Consider the following 12,193-nt stretch of genomic DNA (forward strand, 5'->3'; position numbering starts at 1 on the left):
TACACTTTTACCCTGTTTTGGTCCCAATTGGAGTTTTTTCTCCACGAAAAATCTTGGGTTGATTGATCTGGGTGGTTACACTTCGGTGACAATTCAAGGAAAGCGTTGAGTGAAACAGAGAACCCTTAAACAAGTGCTAAGTGCCACGGGCATCGGCTTGCATTCTGGCAAGCGGGTCACCATGACATTGCGCCCAGCCCCACCCGACACCGGCATTGTGTTCCGGCGAGTTGACCTGCCTGAGCCGGTTGACTTCCCGGTGAACGCCTTGGCCATTGGGGACACGCGCATGGCTTCCACGCTTGAAAAAGATGGTGCCAAGGTTTCCACGATTGAACACTTGATGTCCGCCCTCTGTGGCCTGGGCGTAGACAATGCCTACATTGATTTAACCGCTGTTGAAGTACCCATCATGGATGGCAGCGCGATTTCTTTTGTGTTCTTGATTCAGCAGGCGGGGCTGGTTGAGCAGTCGGCACTGAAAAAATTCATCCGCGTGAAAAAGGAAATCGAGATTCGCGAAGGCGAGGGCTCGAATCTGAAATATGCGAGCCTTCGGCCTTTTGATGGTTTTCGCTTGCGCTTCGAAATTGATTTTGGTCACCCTGCAATCGACAAAACCGGCCAAATGGTCGAAATCGACTTTTCCCGCACGTCTTTTACACGGGACATTGCGAGAGCCCGCACCTTTGGCTTTACTCAGGACGTTGAAACCCTGCGCAATCTCGGCCTGGCCTTGGGTGGCAACCTCGACAATGCCATCGTTATGGATGAGTACCGCATTCTGAATTCAGACGGTTTGAGATACGACGATGAGTTTGTCAAACACAAGGTGTTGGACGCAATTGGTGACCTGTATGTGATTGGTCATCCCATTATTGGGGAATATCAGGCCTTCCGTTCGGGGCATGGCTTGAATAACCAGCTTATCCGCGCGCTTATTGAAGACAGGACTGCTTACGAAGTGGTTACCTTTGAAAGTGTCAGGGAAACTCCTACTGTATTTAGGGCGGATTGGGCGGTTGCTTGAATTGACAATCTAAGTACAATTGTTAACTAGTATTAAACTCAACTTTTTCAGATGGTTTTAGGATACATTCCAGAAACTACTTGAATTTGTGATGTTTGTTGAGTGCTTGGGTTGCCTCTTTCAGGGGCGAGTCTTCAAGCCGACTTTCAAGGTCGAGCCACGCTTTTTTTGCAGCTTCCGAGAAAACCGCCTTTTTAGGTTGTTTGTCGAGCTGCTTTGAAATCAAAGGGTTGGTTTGTATTTGCAGTTGAATTTCGTTTATATTCATGCCCGAGCCTTGAAGATGTTGGATCAGGCTAGGTAAAGATTGCCTCAGGCGCGTAAGCGCCGCCGGGGTCGACACGAAAATTTTTAGTTTGTCTTTTTTGACAGGTCCCACACTGAAGGTTACTCCTCGCAAGGATGGCCAAGTGTGGATGATCTTTTCAAGCCGGCGCGACTGCGCTGCTTGAGTGATCAGCGAGCTGGTCTGTGGTTCCTGCATCAGGCTGGCCAACGGAGACAATGCGGAATGCTTGGGTTTCACCTTGTGTTCTCACTAAAACCCGTTAAAAACGGGTGTATTCGGTTCGCTACGCGGATTGAGGAGGTTTATACATGCAGTTGATTCTTATGCGGGGTCCTTTTTCCCGCACCAGTGTACTCAGTATCAAGACCAGCCACATCGCTTTGTTATTTGTTGCGCTGGCCTTCGTTGCTGGCTTGTTAGTTTCGATTGGGCTCTACATTGCAGCGCGTTACGGTGAAGAAATTCCCGTAGTGCAAGATATTGTATACGCCCGTCAACTGGCGAAACACCACGATGTGGCGGAAACTGGCAGCCCGCTGGACGCCATGGCGATCCGTCTTGCTGAGATGCGTGCTCAACTGGCCCGGTTGGATGCGATCAGTGTGCGCCTTCTGAAAACAAACGGGCTCGACAGCACGGTTACCCTTACCGAACAACTTGGTCAGGGCGGTTTGCAGCAAAAAGACGAGCAATCTCTAAACTTTCGCGAAGTAAAAACAGCCATCTCTTCTGTATCGACTCAAATTGAACGTCAGGCAGACGTGTTCAGCATCATTGACACAGACTTGCAAAGCGCCCGAGTGAAATTTCTGAGTGTTCCCAATGAGTCCCCCCTAACCGACACAATTGCAGTCAGCAATTTTGGCAACCGAATTGACCCATTTACGGGGCGGCGCTCGGTGCACGAGGGCATCGACTTTATTGCACCAACCGGCACGCCAATTCTGGCGGCTGCTGCAGGAGTAGTGGTTGAGTCGAAATGGCATCCTGGCTATGGCAACATGGTGGAGATCGAACACAACAACAAGACCACCACGCGCTATGCCCACGCCTCGAAATTGCTTGTGAAGGTGGGCGACATTGTGCGTCTTGGGCAGAAAATCGCCTTGGTAGGTAGTTCTGGCCGGTCAACGGGCCCACACCTGCACTTTGAGGTGCGAGTGAACGGGGTTCCACAAAATCCAACCAAATTCCTGGAAAAGAACGGACTTCCCCGACCTGGGCCATCTACAGTTGCCGCCTTGAACGGCTTATTCTCGGAAAGCGCTGTCCGCCCGCTGGACTAGGCTTCGCATGCTAAACTTCTAGGCTGTTTTTGGAATCGACCGGACCCAAAACCCGGTCGATTGACTTTCAGGCCCCTCAAGGGTCGAACCAGCCGACATTATGATCACAGACACTCTAAAAAAGCTTTTTGGCAGCCGCAATGAACGGTTACTGAAAACCTATCGTAAAACCGTTAACCAGATCAACGCACTTGAGCCTGCCATTCAGGCACTGAGTGACGAAGCCCTGCGCGCAAAAACCCTCGAGTTCAAGGAACGCTTGGGCAATGGCGAGGCGCTGGACGATTTGTTGCCTGAAGCCTTCGCCGTAGTCCGCGAGGCCAGTGTTCGGGTGTTTGGCATGCGGCACTTCGATGTGCAGTTGATTGGTGGCATGGCGCTGCACCAAGGCAAAATTTCTGAAATGCGTACTGGCGAAGGCAAAACCTTGGTTGCGACCTTGCCCGCCTATTTGAACGCGCTCGAGGGCAAAGGTGTTCACGTGATCACCGTGAACGATTACCTGGCCTCGCGAGATGCTGCCTGGATGGGCAAGCTGTATACCTTCCTTGGCTTGTCTGTGGGGTGCAATCTGTCCCGCATGCCGCACGATCAAAAACAGGCTGCTTATGGGTCTGACATTACTTACGGCACCAACAATGAGTTTGGTTTTGATTACCTGCGTGACAACATGGTGTACAGCGTTGGCGAGCGTGTACAGCGTGGCTTGAACTACGCCATCGTGGATGAAGTGGATTCGATCTTGATCGACGAGGCGCGAACGCCCCTGATCATCTCGGGCCAGGCCGATGACCACACCGAAATGTATCGCCAGCTTGATGGCTTGCCCAAGCAACTTGTGCGCATGGCCAGCGAGCAAAAGCCGGGTGAGGAAGAAATTCCTGGCGACTTCTTCGTGGATGAAAAAGGGCACCAGATTCAGATGAGTGAAGCTGGCCATGAAAAGGCTGAACAAATTCTGAGCCAGATGGGCTTGTTGCCGGAAGGCGCCAGCCTTTACGACGCAGCCAATATTTCCCTGATGCACCATGTGATGGCAGCCCTGCGTGCCCACAACCTGTTTCACAAAGACCAGCATTATGTAGTTCAAAATGGTGAAGTGATAATCGTGGACGAGTTCACAGGTCGCCTGATGCCGGGGCGCCGTTGGTCCGATGGCTTGCACCAGGCGGTGGAAGCCAAGGAAGGTGTGCGTATTCAGGCCGAAAACCAGACATTGGCCTCGATCACATTTCAGAACTACTTCCGCATGTACAAAAAGTTGTCAGGTATGACGGGTACAGCCGACACGGAGGCGTTTGAATTTCAGTCCATTTATGGTCTGGAAACGGTGATCATTCCAACACATCGACCGGTTTCGCGCAAAGACGCTCAAGACAAAATTTACAAAAGCGCACGCGAAAAGTACAACGCAATTCTCGAAGACATCAAAGACTGCTACGAGCGCGGCCAGCCTGTGCTGGTGGGTACTACATCGATTGAAAATTCGGAATTGATCGCTTCTTTCCTTGAAAAAGAAAAGCTGCCCCACAACGTGTTGAACGCCAAGCAGCATGAGCGCGAAGCCGAGATCGTGGCCCAGGCTGGTCGCCCCAAAGCCATTACCATTGCCACGAACATGGCGGGCCGTGGCACCGACATTGTGCTGGGTGGCAACCTGGAGCGTGAACTGGCGGGCATTGAGAACAATGCCGAGATAGATGCAACCGCAAAGCCTGGCTTGATTGAAAAAGCCCGTGCAGAGTGGAAGTTGCGCAATCAGGAAGTGTTGGCAGCCGGTGGTTTGCACATTATTGGCTGCGAACGCCATGAGAGCCGACGCATTGACAACCAGTTGCGTGGCCGCGCTGGCCGGCAGGGTGATGCGGGTTCATCGCGTTTCTACTTGTCCATGGAAGACCAATTGCTGCGAATTTTCGCAGGAGACCGGGTGCGGGCCATCATGGAACGCCTGAAGTTGCCTGAAGGTGAGGCGATTGAGGCGGGGATTGTTTCCCGGTCCATCGAATCTGCACAGCGCAAAGTGGAAGGGCGCAACTTCGACATTCGCAAGCAGTTGCTTGAGTATGATGATGTGTCGAACGAACAGCGCAAAATCATCTATTCGCAGCGCAATGAAATTCTGGAATCAGCCGAAATCCGGGAAACCATTGGCAATTTGCGCCATGGTGCCCTTGAGGCAGTGTTCCGTGAATATGTGCCAGAAGAATCGGTTGAAGAGCAGTGGGACCTGGAAGGTGTTGAAAAGGTGCTTTCCAATGAGTACCAACTCGAGGCGCCGCTTCGCAAATGGCTGGAAGACGACGCCAAAAGTTCCGACGAAGATTTCTTGAAGCGCATTCTTGAAATTGCAAACGAAACCTATGACGCCAAGGTTCAGCAGGTGGGTTTGGAATCCTTCTCAAAATTTGAAAAAACCTTGTTGTTGCAAAGTATCGACACCCACTGGCGTGAACACCTGGCGGCCCTGGATTACCTGCGCCAAGGCATTCACTTGCGTGGCTACGCCCAGAAAAACCCTAAGCAGGAATACAAGCGCGAGGCATTTGAACTGTTTGGCGCTTTGCTGAATCGGGTTAGAGACGAAGTGGCCAAGGTGCTGTTGACTGTGCGTGTTCAAACTGCTGAGCAGGTTGAGCAGGCCGAGCAACAAATTGAAAAGCAGGCGGTGTCGCAGCTGGACAAAATTCAGTACCAGCACCCCGATGCAACTGGCGAAGAAAATACGGAAAGTTTTGATCAAGAAGCAGCAGCGCCCAACGCGCCGCGTCGCGTTAGCGACAAAGTGGGTCGCAATGATCCTTGCCCATGTGGGTCCGGAAAGAAATACAAACAATGCCATGGAAAAATTTCCTGAAATTTTTGAATAGATTGCGCTTAGGAGTCGCCTGACATGCCAGTGAATTTGAACGTACCTGCTGCTGAATCCTTGTTTGTTGTTGACGGTCTGGAAATGGGGTACGCCATGGCCCAGATTCGAAAGCCAAACCGAAAGGACGTGCTGGTGGTTCGGGTGGCCGAAGGCAGCAGCGTGGCGGGTGTGTTCACCAAAAACCGGTTTTGCGCTGCACCTGTTCAAATTTGCCAAGCCAACTTGAAAGCGGGCAAGGGTATTCGTGCCCTGGTAGTGAACACAGGTTGCGCCAACGCTGGCACGGGCGAGCGAGGCTTGGCTGATGCGCGCGCAACCACAGCCAAAGTGGCAGAGCTGCTGGGCGTGCAGGCTGAGCAAATATTGGTGTTTTCAACAGGTGTTATTCTGGAAAACCTGCCCATGGACCGCTTGCTGTTGGGCATTAATCAGGCAGTGGCCGGATTGGGCAAGGCCAATTGGCTGGATGCCGCTACCGCCATCATGACAACCGACACTTTGCCCAAGGCCAGTAGCAGCAAATTGAAAGTCGGTACCGGGGAAATCACGATTACCGGTGTGTCCAAGGGTGCTGGCATGATTCGCCCCAATATGGCGACCATGCTTGGCTATTTGGCCACCGATGCTACGATTGCGCAGCCTGTGCTTGAGAAGTGGACCACTGCAATCGCCGATGCATCATTTAACCGCATTACAATTGACGGCGATACATCCACCAACGACAGTTTTGTAGTAATCGCCACCGGCAAAAGCATGGCAGTGAACATTCAGACGGGCAATGAACCCGAAGCTGCTGCGGTGCTTGAAGCGATGAAAGTCGAGTCCATCAAACTGGCGCAGGCCATTGTTCGTGATGGTGAGGGCGCGACCAAATTCATCACCGTGAAAGTGGAGCAGGCGGGTACCGAGGAAGAGGCGCTGAAAGTGGCCTATGCCATTGGTCATTCACCTTTGGTGAAAACCGCGTTCTTCGCTTCTGACCCCAATTTGGGCCGAATTCTGGCGGCGGTGGGTTATGCAGGCATTGAAGATTTGGACCAAACCAAAATTCAACTGTATTTAGGCGATGTATATGTAGCGCAGAATGGTGGCCGCCACCCCGATTACCGCGAAGAACAAGGCCAGGCCGTGATGAATGATGCGGAAATTACCGTGCGGGTTCAGCTGGGGCGCGGTATTGCCAGCACCACTGTGTGGACCACCGATTTTTCGCACGAATACGTCACCATCAACGCGGACTACCGCAGTTAAATTGCGGGCGGCGCATTCATGAGCACCCAGCACGATCAGGGCAAAGCCATTCTGGAGCAACTGGCCCGCATTGCGCAGGCCTTGGAGCAAGGGGTGATGAAAGCCCCCACCAACTGGAATGCCTCCACCGCATTTCGCCTGCACCACCGTGCAGGGCAATTGCGCCTAGAGCCAGTAAAAACCGTTGAATCGCTGGACGCCGCCGTGTTGAAAAACATCGGCCCCCAGCTTGATAAGGTCGATCAAAACACCCACCAATTTGTAAAAGGCCTGCCTGCCAACAATGTGTTACTAACCGGCGCACGCGGCACCGGCAAATCAAGTTTGGTGCGCGCCATGCTTAGTCGCTATGCGCCACAAGGCTTGCGCTTGATCGAAGTGGACAAAACCGATTTGCTGTTTCTGCAAGACGTGGTCGATTTGGTTAATGGTCGCCCGGAGCGCTTCATCGTGTTCTGCGATGACCTTTCCTTCGAAGATGGCGAGCCCGGCTACAAAGCCCTGAAAAGCGTGCTGGACGGTTCCATCGCAGGTACTTCCGACAATGTACTGATTTACGCCACCTCCAACCGCCGCCATTTGCTGCCGCAAATGATGAAAGACAATCTTCAGACCCAGCACCTGGACAATGGCGAAATTCGCCCGGCCGAGGGCATTGAGGAAAAGGTGTCTTTGTCAGATCGTTTTGGCGTGTGGGTGTCCTTTCATGCCTTCAACCAGGACGAATACCTGGCTGCCGTGCAAGTGTGGCTGGAACACTTCAACATGCCCTTCACGGATGAAGCTCGGCACATCGCCTTGCGTTGGACGATTGAGCGGGGCAGCCGCAGCGGCCGCCTAGCTTATCAGTTTGCCAAGCATTGGGCTGGCTCCAAAGGCCTGTAGAACTTTCGTGACTTCCCATTTGAAACCCCGTATTGATGTTGCAGTGGCTGTGGTATTCAACTCCGCAGGCCAAGTACTTTGGGGGTGCCGCCCTGAGGGCAAGCCATATGCAGGCTACTGGGAGTTTCCGGGTGGAAAAGTGGAATCCGATGAAACCGTTTGGCAGGCCTTGGTTCGTGAGCTCAAAGAGGAGCTTGATATTACGGCCCGCGAAGGTGGTCCGTGGTTTCGGATTGAACACGATTACGAGCATGCCAATGTGCGCCTGCACCTTTATCGCGTCTGGGCATTTGAGGGCACGCCAAAATCGCTGGAGCAACAGGCATTCACTTGGGCCAGCCTGGACAGTTCAGATCTTTCCCCTATTTTGCCCGCCACCGCCCCTTTGTTGCCCAAGCTGGCGCAGCCCACCGTGATGGCGCTAAGCAATTACGAAGCGGGTTTTGATGCCTGTGCCAATCGGCTTGAACAAGCCTTACGAAGAATTCACGCTCCGGTTTATGTGCAGTTGCGAGAGAAGACGCTGACCGGAGAGGCGCTGATTCGTGCATTTGAGCATTGCTATGGCCTGTGTCAGGAAACCGGGCAGGCCATGCTATTGAATTCTGCAACCTGGATGAGTCTCCAGGTGTATCTAGATGCGCTGCCATGTCCGCTGCATTTAACAGAACCACATCTGTTGGCAGGTGATTTTTCAAACTTGCAGTGCGCGGGGGCTTCTGTGCACAGTGCTGAATCGCTTGATGCGGCGTTTAATCGAGGTTTAAGTTATGCAGTGTTGGGTGCCGTAAAGCAGACAATGTCGCATCCTGGACAACCCGGTTTGGGTTGGGAGACCTTCCAAAATATTGCGGTAAATTCCCGCCTGCCGGTGTTTGCGATCGGTGGCCTGAGTCTGGCTGATAATGACGAAGCACGAAGGCACGGAGCACACGGCATGGCCATGCTGAGTCAGTTTGACGTCAAAGCTTTTAAAGATTGCACAATCTGATTTTGAAAGACATGGGCTCGAGATATGGGTTGTTTTTACTCACCCCGTTCGCGTTCGGAATGTTGAACCGAATCCAAAGCATGTATTTGTTGGCACTGAATTCAGGTACCACTTCCAGCTCGCTGGGTACGTCTACCCGAAGCAACTGAAAGGTTTTGCCACTCATCTGCTGGGTGTAATTGCCTTGCTCAGCAGTCACCATGTTGACTTCCCCGCTGTGACGAAGAATTTTTAGCACCAACGCAATCGCCCGAGCCAGTGGGCGCATGGGTTCAAACCAGGTTTCAATATCGACACGGCGAGCTTGCGCGGTTCGTGATTGCCAACGGTGATAGCCGGGCAAGTCAAATTCACAGACCCCACCCGGGATGGTGCAGCGGCTGCGAATGATCATCAGAAATTCATTGTCACGGAGGTGATATCCCAAGCGACCGTTGCACTGGTTCAATTGCGTTGCGGTGGAGTCGATGCTGGAAAGTGTTTCTTCCAGCATGATGCGATCTACGCCTGGGTGACCACGAAATTGGACAAGCGATGCGCGTTGACGATCCAGTTCCTGCAGCAGATCACTTTTCAAGTCTGCACGGGAACCCACCTCAATGATTTCAAACAAGGTTAAAAGCGCGGTGTGGTGGTCCAGCCGGTGATCTTGACCCACAAAGAAAAGAAATTTCGCAAACAAGTCCTCGAGACGCAGCAGCGTGCGAATTCTCTCGTTGAGTGGAAACTCGTAGGTGGTGATTTGGGTGACCGGGTTAGAGGTCTGTTGTCCGTCTGTTACTTGAGTCACCGAGTGATCGCAATAAAAAGCTACGCCAAACGTGATTGTGGCGCACCTGTGGTTTTCATGCAAATAGCGAGCTCATTTTTGTGCTTTTTTTATTATTTTCCGGTGCAAAAAGTCGATTTTCTCGATCAGTTCAGTTATGCCTTGCGTGTTTTCGATCACGTGGTCGGCTCCCTCAATTCGAACACTTCTGCTGGCTTGGTTGTTGATAACAGCCAGCACCTGTTCTTCAGTCCAGTTGTTTCTTTGTATCACCCTGCGCACCTGTTGTTCGATTGGACAATCCACAACAACAATTTCATCCATCAGCTCATTCCAGCCACCTTTCTCAAACAACAATGGCACCACGATCAGAAAATAATTGGGCGCGCCTTGGTCAAGCCGGTTTTGCACTGACTCACGGATCAGGGGGTGTAGAATTTTTTCAAGAATAACGCGTTGATCAGGGTTCTTAAATACCAAGCCACGCATGTAATTGCGGTTCATGCTGCCGTCGGCGTTAACAGCCGCGTCGCCAAACGCGGTTCTGATTGAGGGAATGGCCAGCCCATCTGGCTGGGTCAGGCTGTGCGCGATTTCATCGGTGTCAATCACTGTTGCGCCGAGTTCATGCAAGCGGTTAGACACCGCTGTTTTACCTGAGCCGATGCCACCGGTTAAACCAACCACCCATTGAACCGGTTTTCGAAGGGTTTGCCTCATGGCTGGGTTCAAATCCATTTCGCGAGATCAAATCCTGCCATTGATGCCAATGCGCCCATCACAAGACAAGGGCCAAATGGGAAGGCATCGGTTTTTTTCTTTCCCCGTATGGATTGAATGATTAATCCAAACACAACGCCGGAAACAGAAGCAAACAACACCACACTGAAAAGGGAGGTAATCCCAAGCCATGCGCCGATGGCGGCCAGTAGTTTGAAGTCGCCATATCCCATGCCTTCCTTGCCTGTGGCAAGTTTAAACAGTTGGTAAATCAACCACAGCATGGAGTACCCCAATGCTGCGCCAGAAACGGCACTTGCCAATGGCACTGTTTCGGTAACCATGTTGAACAGCAACCCAGCCCACAGCAGCGGCAGCGTAATGCTGTCAGGCAGCAAATAGGTGTCCAGGTCTATTACCGCCAACACCAACAGCGAGGCGGTGAATCCCATCAGTGCCAATGCAACCACTCCTGGCGGGTAGTGGTATGCCACGGTTAGAAACAACGCGGCGCAGAGCAGTTCGATAATGGGGTAACGCAGCGAGACATCGCTGTGGCAATGCCCACATTTGCCACGTAGCAGCAAGTACGACAACACAGGAATATTGTGCCAGGCCTTCAGCGGTGTTTTGCAGGCTGGGCAATGCGATGCTGGGAGGAACAAACTAAATCCAGGCAGCTCTTCTGGCTCCCGACCTTGCGCCTCGGCAAGGTCTGCATCCCAAGCCCGTTGCATCATAATGGGCAAGCGGTGGGCCACCACATTCAGCAGCGAGCCTATGCACAGGCCAAGCAAGGCACTAAAGATCAGCCACATGGACGGCTCAAGGTTGCTCAGAGTAATCAAACAATTCCCCCCATGTTGAAAATTGGCATGTACATGCCGACAATCAGCACCCCAACCAACACGCCAATGACACACATGATCATTGGCTCCATCACTGTGGAAAGCGTGTCGACTTTGTCGTCCAGATTGATTTCGTATTGATTGGCAAGCCGCTCAAGCATAGCGTCCATTCGGCCCGATTCTTCACCGATCCGGATCATTTGAACGGATTCTGCGGGAAATATTTTTTGTGCTTCCATGCTGTCGGACACGCGCGCTCCGGAAGCCACGGCTTGCCGAACCTCGAGGGTAGCATCTTGAAAAGAGCGAATTTGGGATACGCTGGCCACTGATTCCAGTGCCGATGTAATGGGAACGCCGGAAGCGCTCAGCGTGGCGAATGTTCGAGTCCACCGTGCATGCACAGCGGTGCGCATCAGGTCACCAAGTAGTGGTATTCGCAGCATGAGCACATCCAGGGAGTTTCTTAACTTGAGGCTTCGACGGTAGCTTTGTATCAGGCTGTATACAGCAAGCGCCATAACACCCAACAACATCAAACCGTTGTTTTGAAGAAAATCAGAAGCGGCCAGCAATGCCAAGGTCAATAGGGGAAGTTCTGCCTCGAACTGCGCGTAGATGGATTTGAATGAGGGCAATACAAACAGCAACATGCCCACAGTAACGGCAACGGCAACCAACACCACGATTGAAGGATAGACCATGGCTTTGCGCACCTTTTGGCGAATGCGCAAGGTTTTTTCGGTGTGGGTAGCCAGGCGATCCAATGCTGTGTCAAGTTCGCCGGCATTCTCACCGGCCGCCAGGGTGTTGCAGAACAGGTTGTCGAAGCAGCGGGGGTGTTTGCGCATGGCATCGCTTAGTTTCAAGCCACTTTCAACGTCGGCCCGAATGGCGCGCACCACGGTTTGCATATTGCGTTTTGATTTGCTGGTCATGCCGCCTGAAATTAAACCCAGGCTTTGCCCCAAAGGCACACCCGATTGAATCATGACCGCCAGTTGCCGTACAAACGAAGCGACTACCGCGAGGGAAATTTTAACGCCCGTGTGAGATTTGGCTTTTTTCAGTGACACAGCTTTCACACCCTGGCGTGAAAGCTGAAATCGCGCATGGTCGATTGATTTTGCGCGGATTTCGCCAGTTCTTGCTTTTTTCGTGATTCCTTTGGATTTCTCGGTCCAAAGAAACAACAAGTCACCAGAGGAAGCTTTGTCTCTCAGGTTTACATTCATTGCGCGCACCCACGGTC

General features: G+C 52.3%; 11 protein-coding genes. 6 read left to right on the top strand and 5 right to left on the bottom strand.

What is annotated here, in order from left to right:
- Nucleotides 1-109: 109 nt before the first annotated feature.
- Entirely contained in the window at nucleotides 110-1,030 is a 921-nt protein-coding gene (lpxC, locus tag NSP04_RS05500) for a UDP-3-O-acyl-N-acetylglucosamine deacetylase (protein ID WP_257511340.1), read from the top strand.
- Between the two features lie 76 nt (nucleotides 1,031-1,106).
- On the opposite strand, the gene NSP04_RS05505 is transcribed toward lpxC, so the two are convergent.
- Nucleotides 1,107-1,556: a hypothetical protein gene (locus tag NSP04_RS05505; RefSeq protein ID WP_257511341.1), complete on the bottom strand. Its 450-nt coding sequence runs from the start codon at nucleotides 1,554-1,556 to the stop codon at nucleotides 1,107-1,109.
- Between the two features lie 71 nt (nucleotides 1,557-1,627).
- Here NSP04_RS05505 and NSP04_RS05510 point away from each other — a divergent pair, with 71 nt between their 5' ends.
- The 5 genes from NSP04_RS05510 (at nucleotide 1,628) to NSP04_RS05530 (ending at nucleotide 8,604) form a co-directional block, all read left to right on the top strand.
- Nucleotides 1,628-2,605, top strand: a complete 978-nt coding sequence (locus NSP04_RS05510; protein WP_257511342.1) for a M23 family metallopeptidase — start codon at nucleotides 1,628-1,630, stop codon at nucleotides 2,603-2,605.
- A gap of 100 nt (nucleotides 2,606-2,705) precedes the next feature.
- A complete protein-coding gene (gene secA / locus NSP04_RS05515; RefSeq protein ID WP_257511343.1) occupies nucleotides 2,706-5,462 on the top strand; it encodes a preprotein translocase subunit SecA in 2,757 nt (918 codons plus the stop codon).
- A 36-nt stretch (nucleotides 5,463-5,498) separates the two neighbouring features.
- Nucleotides 5,499-6,728 (top strand): bifunctional glutamate N-acetyltransferase/amino-acid acetyltransferase ArgJ, encoded by a 1,230-nt coding sequence (gene argJ / locus NSP04_RS05520; protein WP_257511344.1) that lies wholly within the window; start codon nucleotides 5,499-5,501, stop codon nucleotides 6,726-6,728.
- Nucleotides 6,729-6,746: 18 nt separating this feature from the next.
- Nucleotides 6,747-7,613: an ATP-binding protein gene (locus tag NSP04_RS05525; RefSeq protein ID WP_257511345.1), complete on the top strand. Its 867-nt coding sequence runs from the start codon at nucleotides 6,747-6,749 to the stop codon at nucleotides 7,611-7,613.
- Nucleotides 7,614-7,620: 7 nt separating this feature from the next.
- A complete protein-coding gene (locus NSP04_RS05530; protein ID WP_257511346.1) occupies nucleotides 7,621-8,604 on the top strand; it encodes a Nudix family hydrolase in 984 nt (327 codons plus the stop codon).
- Here the strand turns inward: NSP04_RS05530 and zapD are convergent.
- From zapD to NSP04_RS05550, 4 genes are all read right to left on the bottom strand, one after another.
- On the bottom strand, nucleotides 8,585-9,346 hold the full coding sequence (gene zapD / locus NSP04_RS05535; RefSeq protein ID WP_371825004.1) for a cell division protein ZapD: 762 nt from the start codon (nucleotides 9,344-9,346) through the stop codon (nucleotides 8,585-8,587). The genes NSP04_RS05530 and zapD overlap by 20 nt on opposite strands.
- A gap of 120 nt (nucleotides 9,347-9,466) precedes the next feature.
- Nucleotides 9,467-10,111 carry a dephospho-CoA kinase gene (gene coaE, locus NSP04_RS05540; RefSeq protein WP_257511348.1) on the bottom strand — a complete coding sequence of 215 codons (645 nt, stop codon included), beginning with the start codon at nucleotides 10,109-10,111 and terminating at the stop codon, nucleotides 9,467-9,469.
- Complete coding sequence (locus tag NSP04_RS05545; RefSeq protein WP_257511349.1) at nucleotides 10,102-10,911, bottom strand: prepilin peptidase; 810 nt, start codon at nucleotides 10,909-10,911, stop codon at nucleotides 10,102-10,104. Before NSP04_RS05545 ends, coaE begins: the two co-directional genes overlap by 10 nt.
- 26 nt (nucleotides 10,912-10,937) lie before the next feature.
- Nucleotides 10,938-12,176, bottom strand: a complete 1,239-nt coding sequence (locus NSP04_RS05550) for a type II secretion system F family protein (protein ID WP_257511350.1) — start codon at nucleotides 12,174-12,176, stop codon at nucleotides 10,938-10,940.
- Nucleotides 12,177-12,193 lie beyond the last annotated feature (17 nt).

Origin of the sequence: Limnobacter parvus (assembly GCF_024623725.1) — a bacterium.
GTDB classification, from domain to species: domain Bacteria; phylum Pseudomonadota; class Gammaproteobacteria; order Burkholderiales; family Burkholderiaceae_B; genus Limnobacter; species Limnobacter parvus.

Excerpts from the sequence above, each read along its gene's own strand:
- NSP04_RS05510 (WP_257511342.1), top strand. The coding sequence starts at position 1,628 with ATGCAGTTGATTCTTATGCGGGGTCCTTTTTCCCGCACCAGTGTACTC.
- secA (WP_257511343.1), top strand. The coding sequence starts at position 2,706 with ATGATCACAGACACTCTAAAAAAGCTTTTTGGCAGCCGCAATGAACGG.
- argJ (WP_257511344.1), top strand. The coding sequence starts at position 5,499 with ATGCCAGTGAATTTGAACGTACCTGCTGCTGAATCCTTGTTTGTTGTT.
- NSP04_RS05525 (WP_257511345.1), top strand. The coding sequence starts at position 6,747 with ATGAGCACCCAGCACGATCAGGGCAAAGCCATTCTGGAGCAACTGGCC.
- coaE (WP_257511348.1), bottom strand. The coding sequence starts at position 10,111 with ATGGATTTGAACCCAGCCATGAGGCAAACCCTTCGAAAACCGGTTCAA.
- NSP04_RS05545 (WP_257511349.1), bottom strand. The coding sequence starts at position 10,911 with ATGTGGCTGATCTTTAGTGCCTTGCTTGGCCTGTGCATAGGCTCGCTG.
- NSP04_RS05550 (WP_257511350.1), bottom strand. The coding sequence starts at position 12,176 with ATGAATGTAAACCTGAGAGACAAAGCTTCCTCTGGTGACTTGTTGTTT.